General features: G+C 62.4%; 15 protein-coding genes. 7 read left to right on the plus strand and 8 right to left on the minus strand.

Annotated elements, in window-relative coordinates; translation table 11 throughout:
- Window positions 1-26: 26 nt before the first annotated feature.
- Entirely contained in the window at window positions 27-2,096 is a 2,070-nt protein-coding gene (locus C4S73_RS09750; protein WP_103872267.1) for a ParB/RepB/Spo0J family partition protein, read from the minus strand.
- A 585-nt stretch (window positions 2,097-2,681) separates the two neighbouring features.
- Between C4S73_RS09750 and C4S73_RS09755 the strand changes: the two genes are divergently transcribed.
- The 4 genes from C4S73_RS09755 (at window position 2,682) to C4S73_RS09770 (ending at window position 11,202) form a co-directional block, all read left to right on the plus strand.
- Window positions 2,682-4,757 carry an ATP-dependent nuclease gene (locus C4S73_RS09755; protein WP_103872268.1) on the plus strand — a complete coding sequence of 692 codons (2,076 nt, stop codon included), beginning with the start codon at window positions 2,682-2,684 and terminating at the stop codon, window positions 4,755-4,757.
- Window positions 4,750-6,510: a UvrD-helicase domain-containing protein gene (locus C4S73_RS09760; RefSeq protein WP_103872269.1), complete on the plus strand. Its 1,761-nt coding sequence runs from the start codon at window positions 4,750-4,752 to the stop codon at window positions 6,508-6,510. The genes C4S73_RS09755 and C4S73_RS09760 overlap by 8 nt, the downstream gene beginning before the upstream one ends.
- Before the next feature lie 338 nt (window positions 6,511-6,848).
- A complete protein-coding gene (locus C4S73_RS09765; protein WP_244595523.1) occupies window positions 6,849-7,637 on the plus strand; it encodes a hypothetical protein in 789 nt (262 codons plus the stop codon).
- Between the two features lies 1 nt (window position 7,638).
- Window positions 7,639-11,202, plus strand: a complete 3,564-nt coding sequence (locus C4S73_RS09770) for a DEAD/DEAH box helicase (protein ID WP_103872453.1) — start codon at window positions 7,639-7,641, stop codon at window positions 11,200-11,202.
- Between the two features lie 79 nt (window positions 11,203-11,281).
- Here C4S73_RS09770 and C4S73_RS28180 read toward each other — a convergent pair whose 3' ends face one another.
- The 7 genes from C4S73_RS28180 to map all read right to left on the minus strand — a co-directional run bounded on the left by C4S73_RS28180 (window position 11,282) and on the right by map (window position 15,494).
- Complete coding sequence (locus tag C4S73_RS28180; RefSeq protein WP_160115711.1) at window positions 11,282-11,425, minus strand: hypothetical protein; 144 nt, start codon at window positions 11,423-11,425, stop codon at window positions 11,282-11,284.
- 9 nt (window positions 11,426-11,434) lie between these two features.
- The gene (locus tag C4S73_RS09775) at window positions 11,435-11,812 is read right to left on the minus strand and encodes an XRE family transcriptional regulator (RefSeq protein WP_103872271.1); all 378 of its coding nucleotides are present in this window, start codon (window positions 11,810-11,812) and stop codon (window positions 11,435-11,437) included.
- A gap of 1 nt (window position 11,813) precedes the next feature.
- A complete protein-coding gene (locus tag C4S73_RS09780; protein WP_103872272.1) occupies window positions 11,814-12,182 on the minus strand; it encodes a type II toxin-antitoxin system RelE/ParE family toxin in 369 nt (122 codons plus the stop codon).
- A gap of 42 nt (window positions 12,183-12,224) precedes the next feature.
- On the minus strand, window positions 12,225-12,626 hold the full coding sequence (locus tag C4S73_RS09785) for a thermonuclease family protein (protein WP_244595524.1): 402 nt from the start codon (window positions 12,624-12,626) through the stop codon (window positions 12,225-12,227).
- Window positions 12,627-12,640: 14 nt separating this feature from the next.
- Window positions 12,641-13,894, minus strand: a complete 1,254-nt coding sequence (locus tag C4S73_RS09790) for a tyrosine-type recombinase/integrase (protein WP_103872273.1) — start codon at window positions 13,892-13,894, stop codon at window positions 12,641-12,643.
- A 143-nt stretch (window positions 13,895-14,037) separates the two neighbouring features.
- The gene (locus tag C4S73_RS09795) at window positions 14,038-14,673 is read right to left on the minus strand and encodes a JAB domain-containing protein (protein WP_103872274.1); all 636 of its coding nucleotides are present in this window, start codon (window positions 14,671-14,673) and stop codon (window positions 14,038-14,040) included.
- The gene (gene map, locus C4S73_RS09800; protein WP_103872275.1) at window positions 14,670-15,494 is read right to left on the minus strand and encodes a type I methionyl aminopeptidase; all 825 of its coding nucleotides are present in this window, start codon (window positions 15,492-15,494) and stop codon (window positions 14,670-14,672) included. The genes C4S73_RS09795 and map overlap by 4 nt, the downstream gene beginning before the upstream one ends.
- A 102-nt stretch (window positions 15,495-15,596) precedes the next feature.
- On the opposite strand from map, the gene C4S73_RS09805 reads away from it, so the two are divergent.
- From C4S73_RS09805 to C4S73_RS09815, 3 genes are all read left to right on the plus strand, one after another.
- Window positions 15,597-16,073 carry a CinA family protein gene (locus C4S73_RS09805; protein WP_103872276.1) on the plus strand — a complete coding sequence of 159 codons (477 nt, stop codon included), beginning with the start codon at window positions 15,597-15,599 and terminating at the stop codon, window positions 16,071-16,073.
- A gap of 123 nt (window positions 16,074-16,196) precedes the next feature.
- Window positions 16,197-17,048 carry an FkbM family methyltransferase gene (locus C4S73_RS09810; RefSeq protein WP_103872277.1) on the plus strand — a complete coding sequence of 284 codons (852 nt, stop codon included), beginning with the start codon at window positions 16,197-16,199 and terminating at the stop codon, window positions 17,046-17,048.
- 126 nt (window positions 17,049-17,174) lie between these two features.
- The gene (locus tag C4S73_RS09815) at window positions 17,175-17,939 is read left to right on the plus strand and encodes a competence/damage-inducible protein A (protein WP_103872278.1); all 765 of its coding nucleotides are present in this window, start codon (window positions 17,175-17,177) and stop codon (window positions 17,937-17,939) included.
- Window positions 17,940-18,002: the final 63 nt, after the last annotated feature.

Genomic DNA, 18,002 nt, shown 5'->3' on the forward strand with positions numbered 1-18,002 from the left:
CGTTGATACGGTCCCGGCTCAACCTCTCACTCGGCGGCGATGGAATAGCTGTTGCCGTCTTCCGCCTTCGGAGCATCCTCTGCCTCGACGGTCTCCCGCGCCCCAGACTGCTCGGCTGCCAGCCCTGCGGGTTCCGGCGTTCGCATCAGGACGGGAAGCCAGCCGGTTCCGGCCAGAAGCTGCTCGGCGGCTTCCGCCATCGCCTGCTTCTTCATCCCGGACGGGCGTTCCGCCGCTTCATCGCTGACGGCCTCGCGCACGGCGGCGAGGATGTGCGCCTTGGTGACGCGACCGAGATAGGTCCGCACCGTGGGCTTCCAATGCGCCGTCATGTCGAGGACAACCGCCGTCGCCAGCTTGTCCGCCGTCTCATGGGCGCGGGGCTTGCGCTCCCAAGGCTGCTTCACGGCATTGACCGTGAGCGAGGCGCAATGGGCGAACAACGCCATGACGCTGGCATGGTCCAGCGAGGCGATGAAGCCCCACAGGTCCGCCACGTCGCGCGGCATGTCCATCGCCCATCCCTCATGGCGGTCGGCCAGCAGCTTCGCCGCCGCCGTGTCCTCGATGCCGTCCGCGTGTCCACCAAGATGCGCACTGGTCGGGCGGATATCGAGGCAATGGGCTTCCTGTGCCCGGTAGAAGGTCTGCGCCGCCAACGCATGGGTAACGGCGATCAACGCCATGTCCGGCTGTTCGGCAAGGGCGAGACGCAGGCCAAGGGTGCGATGGGCGGTCAGATCGCGAATAAGGAGGTCCGACAGCGGCTTGCCGTCGTCGGCGTCCTCCTCCGTCTCCAAGGCCGAACCCCCGTCCTCGTCGGTGTCCTCAACGATCTCGCCGTCCTCCGTGACGGTGTAGCCTTCGCCGTCCGCATCGGCCTCCGTCTCCGCTTTCGGCTCTGGCTTCTCGTCCTCGGCCCGGATGAAGCCGCGTTCGATCCGCGCCGTCCCGTCATGGTTCAGCACCACGAACACGCCGCCGCGCGCGATGTCGTCAGGATCGTAGGCATGACGCAGCGCGTCGATGCGCTCGATCTCGGCTTCCAACTCCCCGAACCGTTGATCCACGTCATCGGGCAGTTCCTCGGCGCTGTCGTACTGCTCAGTCAGGGCGTCATATTCCGCCTGCGCGGCTTCCCGCGCGGCCTCATCCTCTGCCGACAACTCTACCGGCTGCGGATAATTCCGGCGCAGTCCGTGGGCGTGAGGATAGTCGATATGGGCGCTCCCCCATTTCCAGCCTTCCGCTTGAACCTCCGCAGCGACCCCCTCCAGCTTCTCGCTGACGAGCCGGTCCAGCAGCGCGACATTCTCATAGAAGCCGCCCAGATCCTCGGTGAAGAGGTCGCGCAGGATCACGCCGCCTGCCTCGGTGTAGGCTTCCGCGCCGACGAAGACCGCGCGCCGATCCGTCGCCGCGATATGCGACCGGGTGAGGTCGCGGCGGATGACGGAGGGATCGCGGTTATAGGAAAGGTTCTCGTAAACCTGCTCCTGCCGGGCGTGGTCCTCCACGATGGCGAAGGCCATCAACTGGTCCAGCGTCAACCCGCCATCGCGATAGACCTGCATCAGCACAGGGCTGACGGCTCCCAAGCGAAGGCGCTGCCGCACCACATGGGCGGTGACGCCGAAGCGGGCCGCGATTTCCTCGGCTCCCCATCCGCGATTTTCCGCAAGCTCACGGAAGCGCTCGAACTGGTCGGCGGGGTGAAGGTCTTCGCGGGTGACGTTCTCGTCCAGGCTGATTTCGGCCGGGTCGTTCTGTGTGTCGATGACGCAGCGGATCGGCTCGGTCTTCTTGATCTGCTTGCGCTTCACGCGCAGCAACTGCGCCAGCCTCCGGCCTTCGCCGATGGTGACGAAATAGAAGCCGGTGGCCGCGCCCTCGGCGTCAAGCTCCGGCTCAACCACCAGATTTTGCAGGATACCCTTGGCGTGGATGCTTGCCGCCTTGGCTTCGATAGACGCCTCGCTGTGCGGGGTCTTCCGGGCGTTGCGGTCCGACTTCTTGAGCTTGTTGAGCGGGATGAAAATCTCCGTGCCGTTCTCGGCGGCGGGCGTGGCTGTGGTTTCGATTACAGCGGTCGTCATGGTCTTTGCTCCTAATGGGCTTGGGTTGAAGCGCAGCGCTGCGCTGCAACCCTGCCCGTCGGCGAGACCGGGGTAGCAAGGGCAAGGGCGGCCGGGGCGGAGGGGGATCACCCGGCCTGCACAAGCGGATTTCCGTATTTGCGGAGGTGCTGGAAGACGCATCCGCGCGGAAGGTCGGGGAGACCGCCCCGGACGGCGCCGGCTCGCCGGCGCTTCACCCTTGCCGGCGCGAGGGCGGAGCCCTTAGCGAAACCGGCATGGCGTGAGCGCCAGCGGGAGCCAGGCGAGAAACCGGATCAGGATCTACCGAGCTTGGGGCCTGAAGGGCCGTGTATCCTGATCGCCGTTAAGCGGGGCGTTGCGGGGTGTCCCCGCAGAAGGGGTCGGCCGAGACCCTGGCTCGGCCGCAGGGGAAGGCTTTCCCCTCTCGGCAAACCGATGAAGCCCCACGCGCCGTGCGCGGGCGTTGTGGAGCAAGCGCAAAGAATCGAATGAATAATTTCGAGACACGCCGAACCAGAATAAAGTTGTTAGAGCCGAAATAGTCGAGAAAATGCGCATAGGCAGGATGAGGGGCGGAAACGAATGCGAATCAAGCATGTGGAGATCGAAAATTTCCGGCTCCTGCGAAAGGTTGCGATAGGACTAGAGGAACGGACAACGGTCATCGTCGGCCGCAACAACAGCGGCAAGACCTCGATCGCCGAGCTGTTCCGCCGGCTCCTTTCCGAACGGAGCTTGGCGTTCAAGCTGGAGGATTTCTCCCTCGGCTGTCATGAGTGCTTTTGGACCGCATTCGATGCTTTCCGGGCCGGCGCCGAGTCCTCCGATGTCCGCGGACACCTCCCGTCGATCACGATTACGCTCGACATTGCCTATGATGTCGATGCGCCGGATCTTGGGCCGCTCAGTGACTGCATCATCGATCTCAATCCAGACTGTTCAGAAGCGCGGCTGGTTCTCACCTTTGGTCCACGAGCGACGGCAGCCGAGACGCTGTTCGCTGGCATCGTCGCGCCAGGAGAGGACGTGGCTGCCGACCGCATCGCCCTGTTTCGCGCACTCGGTAGCCGGTTGCCGGCGGCTTATGCGTCGTCGCTCGAGGCGGTCGATCCCAACGACCCGACCAATCGCAAGGCCCTGGAACCGAAGACGCTCACCGCCCTGGTCCACGGGGGCTTCATCAACGCGCAGCGCGGACTGGATGACGACACCCATCGCGAACGCGATGTGCTCGGCAAGGTCGTTGAAGTGCTGTTTCAGTCGGCGTTGACCGATCCGCTCGACCCGGAAAAGCGAACGACGGCCGAGCAGCTGAAGGCGGCGGTGGAACAGATCCAGGGAGATCTGCATGTCGGCTTCAATGCGAAGCTTACCTCCTTGCTGCCCACGTTCGATCTGTTCGGTTATCCAGGCTTGGCCGACCCCGGGCTCGTCACCGAAACGAGCTTCGATGTCGACAAGCTCCTGAACGACCATACCAAGGTCCGCTATGTTGGCGTGAACGGCGTCACTTTGCCCGAGACTTACAATGGGCTCGGCGTACGCAACCTCGTCTACATGCTGCTTCAGCTGCTACGCTTCTTTCGTGAATATCAGGCAAGCCCGGCGGCGGCCGGCGTGCATTTGGTCTTCATTGAGGAGCCGGAGGCCCATCTGCATCCGCAGATGCAAGAGGTCTTCATTCGTCAGCTCGACCAGATCACGAGCGCGTTCGTCACGCAGCTCAACGAGAACCGTCCTTGGCCGGTGCAGTTCGTCGTGACCACGCATTCTCCGCACATGGCGAATGAAGCGCGCTTTGAGTCCATGCGGTATTTCCTGTCTGTGACGGACGGCGAGGGCTTACGTCGGTCGGTCATCAAGGACCTGCGGCAGGGAATGGGCGATGCGCCGGCCCCCGACCGTGAATTCTTGCACCAATATCTAACCCTGACTCGATGTGACCTATTCTTCGCTGACAAGGCCGTGCTCATCGAAGGCACGGCGGAGCGGCTCTTGCTCCCCGCGATGATCCGGAAGACTGATGCTGCGGCCGCTGGCGAGCCAAAGCTCGGTAGCCAATATCTGACGGTGATGGAGGTCGGTGGCGCCTACGCGCACCGGTTTTTTGATCTTCTCGCCTTCCTTGAGTTGCGCGCGCTGATCATCACCGACATCGACGCCGTGAAGCCCAATGACAAAGGGAAGCACGTGGCGGTTCCTGTCGCCGACGGTCAGTTCACCAGCAACGGTTGCATCAAGGCCTGGTTCGGAAATGCAGTGTCGCCGGCTGCATTGTTGGCGAAGACGTCGCCTGACAAGATGACTGGCAGTCGCCGCCTTGCCTATCAGATCCCGGAGGCAGATGGCGGGCCGTGCGCGCGTAGCTTTGAAGATGCGTTCATTCTCGCAAATCCCGAGCGCTTCCCACTTGGCGATGGGGAAGCCGCCGCACTCGCCTATGAGCACGCGGCCGAGCAGAAAAAGTCGACGTTCGCATTGGAACACGCGATCGAACACACGGACTGGAATGTGCCCCGCTACATTTCGGATGGCTTGCGCTGGTTGGCCCAGGGCAACCCCGCGCCTTTGGAGCCGCCGCCCGCTGTCGCTGTCGAGATCGTTGCGCGAGTGGCCGGTGTCGCCGTGAATGTCGCTGAGGTTGGCGAAAATGGCTGATGGCGCCGAAAGTCCCGCAGACGCCGCCGGCCGCGTCGCGCTTGAACGGATGTTCGCATGCCTCGACGAAGGGAGAAGCTTTCGTCTGGAAGCGGGCGCCGGAGCGGGTAAAACCTATTCGCTCGACAAGGCGCTTCGCCGCCTCATCGACCGGCGCGGCAAAGAGCTACTGCGCCAGCGCCAGCAGGTTGGCTGCATCACATACACTAACGTCGCCAAGGACGAGATAATCTCGCGTGTCGAAGCTCATCCGGCGGTCCGGCCTGAGACCGTCCATGGCTTTTGCTGGTCGATCCTGCAGGATTTCCAGACGACGCTGCGTAAGCTCGTGCCCGAGTTGCCCGGTTGGGCCGAGAGGCTGGAGCCGGCTGGCGGCATTGGTGCTCGGCGGGTGCATTATGAGCTTGGCTATCCGAGTGTCGGGGAAGAGCAGATCACGATCCGGCACGAGGATGTGCTGGCGTTGATGATTCAGGCCATGGCGCTTCCCAAGTTTCGCGCGGTGTTGACCGCGCGCTATCCGGTGCTGCTGATTGACGAATATCAGGACACCGACGCATCGTTTGTCGATGCGCTTAAGGCCTGGTTTCTCGATCGCGGCGAAGGGCCATTAATCGGGCTTTTCGGCGACCATTGGCAGAAGATCTATGGCGATGGGTGCGGCTCGGTGGAGCACGCCGCGCTTGCGGTGATCGAGAAGAACGCAAACTTCCGATCGGCGGACCCGATCGTGCAGATGCTAAACCGTATGCGCCCCGATCTGCCGCAGATGGTGAGCGACCCTGACGCGCCTGGCGAAGCGCGCGTCTTCCACACCAATGCCTGGCCGGGCGTGAGGCGTACTGGACAGGGCGGCGGCCATTGGACCGGCGACACCAGTGCCGATGCGGCCAGAGCATATTTCAGTCACATCAAGGAACGGCTCGGCGGCGAAGGCTGGGATTTCGCAGTCGGGAAGACCAAGATACTCATGCTCAGCCACAGCGTGCTGGCTCGCGAACAAGGTTACGCGAGTATCCCGCCGATCTACGGTCAGTTCAACGACCCTTGGCTGAAGAAAGATGATCCTCATATCAAGTTCCTGACCGACCAACTCGAACCGGCCTGCGCGGCGTTCGAAGCGCAGCGTTACGGCGATATGTTCGAGTGCTTCGGCACAGGCATGCCGCGCATTCGCAAGCACCTGGACAAGGTCGCATGGGCTGATGCGATGGCGGCGTTGATCGCGCTACGGCTCGCCGGATCGATCGGCGAGGTGATCGATTTCATCGCTGCGCAGCCGCACATGCGGCTTCCCGAAGCGGTGGAGGAACGCGAGAGAAGGCTAGTGGAAACGGGGCCTGAGCTCGTCGAGGGAGAATCGCGGCGTGTCACTCAGCTACGCAAGCTGCGGGCTGTCCCGTACTTGGAGGTTATAGCGCTCGACCGCTTCATTGATGGCCATACGCCATTTGCAACCAAGCATGGTGTGAAGGGCGCCGAGTTTGAAAATGTGCTCGTGATCGTCGGCAGGGGCTGGAACAAGTATAATTTTGTTCAGATGCTCGAATGGATCGACGCCGGTCCGCCGGCCGACAAGCTGGAATTTTTCGAGAATAATCGAAACCTTTTCTACGTCGCTTGTTCCCGGCCCAAGGCCCGCCTGGCGCTGCTCTTCACTCAGCTCTTGACCGCAAACGCTATGGCCAAGCTGACGAGTTGGTTCGGCGCGGCGAATGTCGTCACACTGCCCGGCCAGCCTGCTGAGGCATAGGCGTGATCATAGATGGAGGGCGCCGGTCTTCCAACGTTAGCCGGAATGCGGAGGGTTAGGTCGGAGCGGCACGCGGAGATAGAACGGCGATCCCGCAGGGAGGCGCTATCCTGTTGAATTTAAGTCGCTCAGTCTCGCGGAAAGTCAGCTTGCCGATTGCGCTTCAGTGCTAAGGGTCAGCTTGGGAAATATGGAGGGGGAAACTTAAGAACGTGATTCGGTTTCGTCGTCTGACGCCTGTTCCTCTCAATTCCTGGTTGGTCGATCAAGGCATTTCCCATACGCATCAACGCTACCGGCTACGGGTTTGGCGAGAAGTTCACGGTGCCCTTGGCCCATTGCGTGATGAACTGATCGCCTATGTTCAGGAAGCGTTGGACGATGCCCGGCGTCGGATACGATCGGGCTTCCAGGACGATCTGTCGCCCTTCAATGATCCGGCGCATGACCCTGCCGCACATTATCCTGCGATGCTCAATCGCATATCGCTTCAAGGGTATCTTGGGGAAACGCTTGGCGTGCTCGCGGTGGAGCACTTCGGAGCGATCGGACACGCCGATTGGATGGTTCCAGCGCTCCTCTTCCGCTTTCACGATCAGGAATTCCAGCATCTGGACCTGATCAACGAACGCCTTCTGGCGGGTGAAGCGCACGATCCAGATGCCGAAAAAGAGAAGCGGCCAGGTCGAACAGGCGATGATGGACTGGCGTTCCGAGTGGACGCCAATGGCGTGATCACCGACATTTTGACGCTCGAAGCTAAATGCCTCACGGTCAGCAATACCGGCATCATGAAAGACGCCCACGAAAAGCTTATGGTCGGCGGGAACCGACCCAGCGGCGTGCGCGAACTGATCAATCTCCTAACGGAATACGACACGCCCGAAGCTGAAGCATGGCAACAGGCGCTGCTTCAATTCTACAGGGACGGTTTCCGCACGGCAGCTCGCCACGATGGGCTCGCTTATGCTGTCGGTCATTCTCCCAAACAGCCCGCTGACCGGATCGCCTGGCTTCCTCCCGAAGCGCCTCACCCGGCCTATACGATACAGCGCAACCTTGAAGCGATGGAGTTTCAGTTCGAGAATTTAGATGCCGTAGTCGACATATTGTATCGGGGTGCTTGAGATGGCGAACGCAGCTACTATCGCCATCGCCCGCGAAATTCGGGAGAATTTGGCAGGCCAAGCCCTAACGGCACGCCAAGCCAAACTCTACAGTCAGCGGCTACGCCGCGACATGGGCCGTGATGGTTTGGCGAGTTTCGGTGCGGGAGACATCGCCGGTTATCTCGAAGAAGCGATGTTGCTGCTGGAAAGTGGCTGGTTGGAGCGAAGCGCCGACATTACCTCGCCGTGGCGCACCTCGATTAAGCGCGCGGCAGAGATCATCGAATGGCTTTCGCAATCGCAGCTAAAGCCGCCGGGTGCCCCACTGCATCTGTTGGCTGCCGCAGCCTATCAGTTGGCCGATTATCCGGCGATGGCGCTGGGACTTTTACGACGGCTACCGGAGGGGGAGCCGCTTTCGGAGCTTCTCCGCCAGTTCCTTCGGGCGGACTTCCCGGCTGCTTTCCAAGCGGCGCAGACGTTCTGGAGCAACTATCGCGGGCTGCGGACCGATGGTCGCATCGATCCCAATGACCTCGAAGTCGCTGCCGTCCAGCATACCGTCATGTGCGTCGGGACGATCTGCGCGTTTCTTAGAACGGGCGGGGATGCCCCCGTCGAGCGCGCGGTGGTCAAGCTGGAAGCCCTCGCTTTAGGATTCCTGCATAGCCGTGATCCCTATTCCTATCTACTGGCGCGGCTGACGGCTGCCAGCGCGCGGCGTTTTATCGAAACCTGCCTTTGGCCGCAGATCGATAAACTCCGCCTCACGTCCAGCGGCCCAGCCGGCGACGCTCTCACTCAGTTTGCGCGCTCGGCGTTTGCCAACAAACGGGCGCTTGTCTGGCCGGCGCAGGCGGCTGGCATCGCGAAGCTGCGCGACAACAGCTCGTTCGTGCTGTGTACGCCAACTGGCTCAGGGAAAACCACGGTCGCTACCCTTGGTGCGGTCCAGGGTCTGTTCGCTGATCCCCCGGCCGGAGGCGCTGCCGGCAATCTTGTGCTCTACCTCGTGCCGTCCCGCGCGCTCGCGGCGGAGGTGGAGGGCCGTCTCGCCGAGGATCTTCGTGGGATCGCAGCGGCCCCGGTTGTCGTCACGGGCCTGTATGGAGGCGTCGATTGGGGGCCGACCGACGCCTGGATTCAAACCGATCAGCCGACTGTGGTGATCTGCACGTTCGAGAAGGCCGATGCGCTCCTGCGTTATCTGGGCGTTCTGTTCCTCAGCCGGGTTCGCACGGTCATCATTGATGAAGCCCATATGGTGGAGCAGGACGAAGCCCGGCTGACCGGACTGGGTGACGGGACATCGCGCGCCTTCCGGCTCGAGCAGCTCGGCACACGCCTGATGCGCGCACGGGAAGAGCACGACTTCCGTATTGTCGCGCTGTCTGCGGTCGCGGCACGGGCAGCGCCAGCGTTGGCCCGTTGGGTCTCCGATGCGCCCGACGCGATACCCACAAGTTCGTCCTATCGCAGTACACGGCAGATGCTCGGCCGTCTCGAAGTACGCCCAACCGGCCAGTTCGCGATCCGTTACAGCCTGATGGATGGGCACTCGCTGAAGTTTGACGACGAGCGGCGAGATGACTCGCCGTTCGTACCCGATCCATTCCCCGCTGTTCCGGGGGGTATCAATCCGGAAGATGGACCCGAGGTTCGGATGCGCGCGCCGACGCTATGGGCCGCGCTCAACCTGGCGGCAAAACGGCCGGACGGCTCAACGCCTTCGGTCCTGATTTCGCTCACACAGAATATCGACACCTTTGCCGCGACGTGCGCCGACCTCTTGGACAAATGGCAGGATATCGCACTTCCTGATTATTGGTCGATTGAGGAGGGCAACGAGATTTGGGCGCGCTGCCTGGCGACAGCCATCGACTATTTTACAGAGGATTCTGTCGAGTATCGGCTGCTAGCACGCGGCATCGTGGTGCATCACGGCAAAATGCCGGGCCTCCTCGCCCGACGCCTGAAGACCGTTATTGATCGTGGCTATGTCCGAGTCATCATCGCTACTTCGACGCTTTCGGAAGGGGTCAACATTCCGGTCAATTTCCTGCTGATCCCAAGCGTCTTCAGAAGTAATGCCGAGTTGCCGCTGCAGGAGTTCAGCAATCTGATCGGACGCGCGGGACGCCCAGGTGTCGCAACAGAAGGCAGTGCGCTCGTGGTCCTGCCGGAACGCACCTACGAGACGCGGTTCGGGCGGATCGTACCAACCTATAACCGGCAGTGGAACGGATACGAAAGCCTGGTGACCCGACTTGAGGCTGCGACCGCGGCCGTGGGCGATCTGATTCCGGACGATCAGGCATCGAGCCCGCTTGGCCACCTGCTGCGCGAATTGGAGCGCGCATGGAAAGCGGTGGTAGGAGGGGGAACCGAGGCCGAATTCATCGCTTGGCTTGAGCAAACGGCCGTCACGGAGCAGGCTTCATACCCGCCAGCCAGCCATGATTATCTTGATTCATTGGACGCATTCCTGATCGCGGCGATCCAGGAGGTCGAGGAACTCAAGGATATCGAACTCGACCCTGCCCAGCTTGAGGCAGAGTTGGCGAAGATTTGGCGACGAACCTATGCGCATGCGGCTTCGCATGGTGAGGCGCATCTGGCGACGATCTGGCTGGCGCGTGGCAGGGCGATCAAGGCCCAGTATCCCGATGCCGACCAGCGCCGGCGTTTATATAAGACGAGCCTGACACCCCGATCTGCGAAGCTGTTGCTGGATCGCGCGGAGGCGATCCGCGTGAAGCTTTCGGAGGGGCGCGATTATGTGAAGTGGCCCGCCGAAGAGCAGTTCACCTTTATCCGCGACGTGTTGGCATTTCTATCTGAAATTCCGGTGTTTGCGATAGAAACGAAACTCGGTCGGAAGAAGAGTTTCGATGACTGGCCGATGTTGCTTCGTTGGTGGCTGGCTAAATCGACGCTGGCGCGACAACCTCGCCCGAACGAGGTCACGAACTGGTACGCCTTTGTGGCGAACAACTTCATCTATCGCGGAACTTGGGGGCTCGGCAGCGTCATCGGCCTGCTGCTGGATACCACTGATGACGGACAGCCCATTCGCGCGCTGGAAATCGCCGATTGGCCCCTGAGCGGTTTGCCATGGATTGGCTTCTGGTTGAAAGAGCTTATCAGTTGGGGCACCCTTGACCCTGTGGCGGCCTTTCTGCTCGCCCGCGGCGATGCAGTTGATCGGCCACAGGCCGAGTTGGATGCGAAAGCCTATTACGAAGGCCGTCCGGCGGGTGAAGATGCGAACTCACTTCTCGACCCCCGCACGATCCGTGCATGGGTAGAAGAGAGGCAGCCGGCGCGCGCAGCGCGTATAGGCACCGCAACGATAGCGATCGAAGTGGAATGCGTTCGTCCCGCCGATGCGTATCGGCAGCAGCGACTGGTCGTATTACCGCTTGCGGAGGTGGACGCGATTGTCTGGTTTGACCCTGCCGGTTATGAGGTAGCGCGAAGCGTAAAGCCAGGTGACTGGCCCGAGAAACCCGCCCTGTTCCAATTTGAGCTTCTGGTGGCCGTATCCTTCGTCATCGGCGAGCTGTATCTCCCCCACCGTTGATCCCTCTGCTTCCTGACGCAGCAGCCAGGGATTGAATGCGTGTAGTCCATGTCGAAGTTCAGCGCCCGGAGCGCGCGGCCTACAAATAGAGTTCCCAAACGCGTGCGCTGTAGCCGCTGGTTAGGAAATCTCGGACGAGGTTGCCGTCAAGGTCGGGAACCCATCGGGAGACCTCTTCGAGCAAGGTGCGCGCCGCGCCCTGATTGAAGCCGTCGCGCAGCATGCGCCTCGGTCATTGGCCGTTAGGCGTCCTGCGCCGCCGCGCCACTGGGGGCACCCGGGGCACATAGTCGGCCGCTGTGTCGCCAAGATGATGGAGTGTGAAGGCCGGGCGGGCCGGGAGCTTTACGATCAGTTCCAGCTGTCCACCAATCGCCTCAATGTAGCTGCGGAGTGTGGAGAGGTACATGTCCGCCTGGCTCTCGATCTTTGAAACGGACGGCTGCTTAATATTGAGCGCGGTCGCGATGTCGGCCTGAGCCTTGCCGGCGATCAGGCGCAGCTCGCGCAAGCCCTCGACTTCCTCCTTCAGTACCTGGTAGCGGGCCTCGATCGCCGCCTGCTCCTCCGCGGGTAGTTCGGCAATGATTTCGTCGATGGTCCTGCCCATCTCACTTTCCCTTCTTTGCGGATTTCAGGCTTTCCAGATGGTCGGAAAACCGTAAATCCGCTTTTGCGACTAGGCTCTTGTAGAAGCGCTTCTGGCTTCCACCCGACTTGTCGCCGGCCACGAGCACGATCGCGTTTCTCTCCGGGTCGAAGGCGAAGGCCGCTCGCCATTCGCCATCGGCCGCCTCGAAGCGCAGCTCCTTCATATTGGCGTGTCTGGACCCCTTGAGCGTGTCGGCGTGAGGCCTGCCAAGCTGCGGGCCGAAATCGGCAAGCAGCTTGGCAGCGGCGAACATTGCGACACGGACGTCACGCTCTAAGGCCAGAACCTCGTCCTCAAAGGCCGAATGCAATCTGACTTCCCAAGTCATATAGCCTCCAAGCTATGTTAGGTCAATGGGAAGCACGGCGCTTCAATGCCCGCCCTCCGAGATTCCTGCAGCACGAAGAAGGTCGCCGAGGTTTGTCTGACCGGTCCGGCAGCGTGCGATGACCCGATCGAACGATATGACGCGTCCGCTCCGGCCCCGCTCGGTCGTGCAGGTAACGGGCCGGCCGAGAACCAGCCGCTCTAGCGCCTTCTTCCCCGCCGATCCGCCGGGCTCATTCAGCTCGGGGGCATTGAAATCGGCAAGTCGAACCTCGATCCATTCAGCGGGATTTCCGGTTCGACCGACGCAAAGGCTGTCGCCATCGCCGACGTATCGAACGGCGCCGCTGAATACGATGCCCTCATGGGAAGGGAGGAGAGATTCGCAGGGATCAGCGTCTGCCGGCGCGGCGAAGCCGGCGGCCATGAGGGCGGCGATGATCAAGACGCTGCGCCAGCTCACGCGGCCTGCTTCAGCGCACCGCCGTCCTTCTTCTTGGCCAGCAGCGCGCGCACGTATTTATCCCACTTCGCCATGCCGGCCCGCTTCTCGGGCATGTAATTCCAGCGGTCATAGTTTTTCGAGCTGACGTCCTGAAGTGCGTGGTTCTGGAGACGGTCGCGGATCTCTTTCGAGATCCCGGCCTTGCCGGCGAGGGTTTTGAAGGTGCGCCGGAGATCCCGGTTTGTCGCGTAGGGGATTACGCCGCGGTCGCGCTGGCGCCAGACGAAGCTATAGAGCGTACCGTGGCTCACCGGCTTGGCGGGGTCTTTCGCCGAAGGGAAGAACCAGCCGAACTCGTTGGGCTTGATCGACTCGATCAGGTCGGCGGCGAGCGACGGCACTGGGACGGCATGGGGCTGAAGGTTCTTGGTCTTGGACCAGTCGATGATTCGTTCGGCCGCATCCCATTGATCGATGTGGAAGCGCGCGATCTCCTCCACCCGCTGGCCGGTTAGCATGATGAGCTGCACGGCACGCAGATAGGAAGGGGTGACAGGCGTGTCGGGGCATTCGAGCCAACGATAGAGCCGCACGAATTCGTCGTCGCTGAGCCAGCGCGTACCCTGGACCTTAGGTTCAGTCGGGATGCCCGAAGCCGGGTTGAAGGGAATGCGGAACCGGCGAGGCGAAGTGTTGCGATAATCGTTGTCCGACTTCATGCCCCAGCTAAAAGCGGCGTGGATATAGCACCTGACATGGTCCGCCATTGACCGCGCGCCGCGCTCATAGATCGGTCGGATCAGTTCGACGATTTCTTCGGACTCGATCTCGCGGGCGAGACGATTTCGTCCCAGCGTGTCGGCGATCTTGTTGAGGCCCTTCTCCGTTTCCTTCCACGACGGCTTGCCGGCGGCCTTTAGCGACGCGACATACCCCTCGAAGAGGTCCGCCACAGTGCCAGGTCGCGTGTCATTCGCGATCTTGATGCTGCGACCCTTCTGGATCACGTCGGCGAAGTCGCGCTTATAGACCTCCCGGGCTTGAGCGAGCGGCATGGACGGATAGGCGCCGATCTTCTTTTTGATGCGCTTGCTGTCGCGCCACTGCTGCGCCATCCAGTCCGCAGTCACGCGCTTAGGCATGGGCTTGAGCACAAGGACGAGGCGACCGGTCCCGCGCCCTTCGCCATCGGCGAGGTTTTCCTGCTTGCCGCTCACTTCCACGCGCTTCAGCGCTTGTCGAATGGCGGCATCGGTAAGGCTTGGCATGACATTTCCTCCTCCCGAAACTGGGATCGGTGGAGGAGAAACCGGGAGCGGTAACCGGGGTCGGAGAGCCTTTTGGTCCCCCTCTAGCCGCCCCCAATATGCCAATATCGCCCCCAGTACGCAAGCCAAAAAACCATTGTGTTTCAATGTGATTGAGCGTGATCCACCGTGATCGAAGGGGGCCAAGTGGGGTGGTTATGAACGAGAATGACGGCCGAGGCGGAGAGCTCCAGCGCGCGCCGCACCACTTCGCGCGGGTAGACCGGCGTGTGGTCGACGGTCCCTGTCTGCTGCACCTCATCGGCGATCACGGCGTTCTTCTTGTCGAGGAACAGGATGCGGAACTGCTCGCGCTCGGCGAAGGCCATCGCTGTCCGGCAATAGTCGATGACGGACGACCAGGACGAGAGCACAGGGCGCTTGGCGACCGCGCCCTTGGCCATGCGGCGCAGCGACGCCTCGACGATCTTGAGATCGAGCGCCACGCCTTCGCCCACGCCCTTCACCTCGGTCAGGCGCGGCGCCGGTGCTCCCAGCACCTCGGCGAAGGAGCCGAAGCGCTGGATCAGCTCCTTGGCGAGCGGCTTGACGTCGCGCTGGGGGATCGAGCGGAACAGCAGTAGTTCGAGCAGCTCGTAATCGGGGAGGGCGTCCGCGCCGCCCTCCTGGAAACGGGCGCGAAGCCGTTCGCGGTGGCCGTGATAATGCGGCGTGGCGACGTCGGAAAAGGCTGCAGGCGACGGGGCCTTCTTCAACCCCTTGCCGGAGCCGGTCGTCATCGGGCGTTGAGCGGATTGTCGCGGCCGGCCGGCGACAGCGTGAAGATCTCGCAACCCGTCTCGGTGACGCCGATTGTGTGCTCGAACTGGGCCGTCAGCGAGCGGTCGCGCGTCACGGCGGTCCAGCCGTCCGAGAGCACCTTCACGCCCGCCTTGCCGAGATTGATCATCGGCTCGATGGTGAAGATCATGCCGGGCTTGAGCTCGGGACCTTCGCCCGGGCTGCCGTAATGCAGGATATTGGGCGCGTCATGGAAGAGCTGGCCGACACCGTGGCCGCAGAAGTCCCGCACCACGGAACAGCGCTCGGCCTCGGCATAGCGCTGGATCGCAAAGCCGATATCGCCGGTCGTCGCGCCGGCGCGGACGACCTTGATGCCGCGCAGCAGGCTCTCATAGGTGATTTCGATCAGCCGCTCGGCCTTGCGGGGGATGTCGCCGACGCCGTACATCCGGCTCGAATCGCCATGCCAGCCATCGACGATCAGCGTGTAGTCGATGTTCATGATGTCGCCCTCGCGCAGGGGCTTGTCATCGGGTATGCCGTGGCAGACGACATGGTTGATCGAGGTGCAGATCGACTTGGTGTAGCCGCGATAAAACAGCGTCGCTGGATAGGCGCCATTGTCCATCGCGAACTGGAAGGCGAGATCGTCGAGCCGCTGTGTGGTCACGCCGGGCTTGACGTAGTCGCCGAGCATGTCGAGGCCCTCGGCCGTCAGGCGGCCGGCCTTGTGCATGGCCGCGAAAGCCTCGGGGCCGTGAAGCTTGATGACCGGATCGCGCATGCGCGATCGTCCCAGGGTTTCGTCGAATGTCATTGTGGCCGAGCAACTCCTTGACGACCATATCTATTGTGTTTGGCGTATCGCGCAAGGCGAATGCGGCAGTACGGCATCGCTTCAGGAAGGGTGTGAGAGCTCATGCAGGTCTTGTTGACGATTGCAGGACAGTTGGCCGAGCGGCTGCGTTCGCGGGGTGAGACCGTGGCGGTCGCGGAATCGTCGGCCGGCGGCCTGATCGCTGCGGCGCTGCTGGCGCAGCCGGGCGCATCGGCCTTCTTTCTGGGTGGCGCGGTCGTCTACACCAGGCAGGCGCGGAGCGCTTTGCTCGGTATCACGCTCGCGGACATGGAGGGAATTCGCCCGGCAAGTGAACCCTATGCGCTGCTGCTCGCCCGGCGTGTGCGCGAGCGCCTGGGCGCGACCTGGGGCTTGGCGGAAACCGGGGCGACCGGGCCGTCAGGGAACAGCTATGGCGATGCGCCGGGGCATGGTTGCTTTGCCGTGTCGGGGCCCGTCGAAGCGGTTTTGACCATCGAGACAGCTTCCGGCGATCGCGCGGGAAACATGCGCGTTTTCGGTTCCACAGCGCTGGCGTTGCTGGGTGAGAAGCTATGAAGGCCGACGCCGGGCTCTGACCCCTCGTCCGAATTCGCTGCCGTTGCCGAGCTACAGGCCGGGTCACGTCGCCTGTCACGAGCGGCTGGCGTTCGGCCGCCATGGCGTGTATCAGGCTGCGAAATGGCCATCATCGAACAGACACCGGCGGAGGAGCTGCCCTTCGGCGCCTTCGCGCCGCGAGGCTATATCGCCCGCATCATCGCCTGGACGCGTCGCGCGCCCGACAGCTTCCTCGGCCGCAAGATGGCGTATGCGCTGCGTCGCATCGGCCTGCATTCGCTCGGCGGGCAACCCGTCGACATCGAGGCGCTGGGTGCGCGGATGCGCCTCCATCCGGACGGCAATGTCTGTGAGAAGCGCGTCCTCTTCACGCCGCAATATTTCGATCCGATGGAACGTGAGATGCTCGCCGCGCGGGTGCGCGAGGGCTTTCACTTCATCGATATCGGCGCCAATATCGGCGCTTACTCGCTGTTTGTGGCTGCCAAGGCCGGGCCGGGTGCTCGCATCCTTGCAGTGGAACCGCAGCCGGAGATCTTCGCGCGCCTGTCGTTCAACATCGCGCAGAATCCGTTCGGCACGATCAAGGCGGTGGCCTGCGCGCTTGCCGACAAGCCGGGCGAGCTGACGCTGTTCCTCGATCCGGTGAATCGCGGCGAATCCAGCGTCCGCATCCTGAGTTCCAGCACCGGCGACACGGTCAGGGTGCCGGCGACCACGCTGCTCGCTCTGGCCCAGAGCGAAGGCTATGAGCGGCTCGACGCGATCAAGCTCGATGTCGAGGGGGCCGAGGATCTGATCCTCGAGCCCTTCCTCAACGAGGCACCGGAAAGCCTGTGGCCGGAGTTCATCGTCATGGAGGATTCGCGCCAGCGCTGGCAGAGCGATCTCATCGGGCTGCTGGAGAAGCGTGGCTACAAGCTGATCGCGCAGGCACGGCTCAATCTCATGTTCGAGCGCAAGAGAAGCTGAGCAAGAGAAGCTGAGGCGCTCAGGCGCGTCCTGCGGCATGCAGCGCATGACCGGCGTGCTTTGGCGGGCGCTTGAGCCCGCGCAAGCAAACCCCTAGCTCTTAGGACCAGAGCGAGGGAACCTGCCATGACCACGAGCGACACGACATCTGCAGGCCCGCTCGTCACGGCGGCCATCCTTGTGATCGGCGACGAGATCCTGTCCGGCCGGACCAAGGACAAGAACATCGGCTATATCGCCGAGTATCTGACCAATATCGGCATCGAGCTGCGAGAAGTCCGGATCGTTCCCGACCTGACCGACGAGATCGTCGCTGCACTGAACGCGTTGCGCGCCCGTTATAGCTATGTCTTCACGACCGGCGGGATCGGCCCGACGCATGACGACATCACGGCGGATTCGGTCGCTGCTGCGTTCGGTGTCTCGATCGACCATGATCCGCGCGCCATCGCCATGCTGTCGGAGCGCTTCCCGGCCGACCAGCTGAACGAGGCGCGGCTGCGGATGGCGCGGATTCCGGCCGGGGCCGAGCTGATTGCCAATTCGGTGTCGAAGGCGCCGGGCTTCAATATCGGCAACGTCTATGTGATGGCCGGCGTGCCCTCGATCATGCAGGCCATGCTCGACGTCGTCGGGCCGACCCTCAGGACCGGCGTCAAGGTTCTGTCCGACACGGTGCGGGCAGGCTTGCGCGAAGGCGATATCGGCACGGCGCTGGCCGAGGTGGCGAAGGCGTATCCGGAGGTTTCGATCGGCTCCTATCCGTTCTGGTCCGAAACGGGCCCGGACACGAATGTCGTCGTCCGCTCACGTGACCCAGAGAAATTGAGCCAGGCAATGAATTCGGTGAAGGCGATGATAGAGTCGGAGCGTGCGAGGTTAAGTAAATGATTTTATTTCTGTGATCTGCACAGTCGTTAGGCTGCTCAATCTGGATATTTATGACGGAGAGTA

It is taken from the genome of Allobosea lathyri (genome assembly GCF_900108245.1).
GTDB lineage: Bacteria > Pseudomonadota > Alphaproteobacteria > Rhizobiales > Beijerinckiaceae > Allobosea > Allobosea lathyri.

Bases quoted from the DNA above. Each gene is read 5' to 3' on its own strand.
- C4S73_RS09815 (WP_103872278.1), top strand. From the start codon at position 17,175: ATGACCACGAGCGACACGACATCTGCAGGCCCGCTCGTCACGGCGGCC.
- C4S73_RS09750 (WP_103872267.1), bottom strand. From the start codon at position 2,096: ATGACGACCGCTGTAATCGAAACCACAGCCACGCCCGCCGCCGAGAAC.
- C4S73_RS09810 (WP_103872277.1), top strand. From the start codon at position 16,197: ATGGCCATCATCGAACAGACACCGGCGGAGGAGCTGCCCTTCGGCGCC.
- C4S73_RS09755 (WP_103872268.1), top strand. From the start codon at position 2,682: ATGCGAATCAAGCATGTGGAGATCGAAAATTTCCGGCTCCTGCGAAAG.
- C4S73_RS09760 (WP_103872269.1), top strand. From the start codon at position 4,750: ATGGCTGATGGCGCCGAAAGTCCCGCAGACGCCGCCGGCCGCGTCGCG.
- C4S73_RS28180 (WP_160115711.1), bottom strand. From the start codon at position 11,425: ATGCTGCGCGACGGCTTCAATCAGGGCGCGGCGCGCACCTTGCTCGAA.
- map (WP_103872275.1), bottom strand. From the start codon at position 15,494: ATGACATTCGACGAAACCCTGGGACGATCGCGCATGCGCGATCCGGTC.
- C4S73_RS09790 (WP_103872273.1), bottom strand. From the start codon at position 13,894: ATGCCAAGCCTTACCGATGCCGCCATTCGACAAGCGCTGAAGCGCGTG.
- C4S73_RS09795 (WP_103872274.1), bottom strand. From the start codon at position 14,673: ATGACGACCGGCTCCGGCAAGGGGTTGAAGAAGGCCCCGTCGCCTGCA.
- C4S73_RS09770 (WP_103872453.1), top strand. From the start codon at position 7,639: ATGGCGAACGCAGCTACTATCGCCATCGCCCGCGAAATTCGGGAGAAT.
- C4S73_RS09805 (WP_103872276.1), top strand. From the start codon at position 15,597: ATGCAGGTCTTGTTGACGATTGCAGGACAGTTGGCCGAGCGGCTGCGT.
- C4S73_RS09780 (WP_103872272.1), bottom strand. From the start codon at position 12,182: ATGACTTGGGAAGTCAGATTGCATTCGGCCTTTGAGGACGAGGTTCTG.
- C4S73_RS09775 (WP_103872271.1), bottom strand. From the start codon at position 11,812: ATGGGCAGGACCATCGACGAAATCATTGCCGAACTACCCGCGGAGGAG.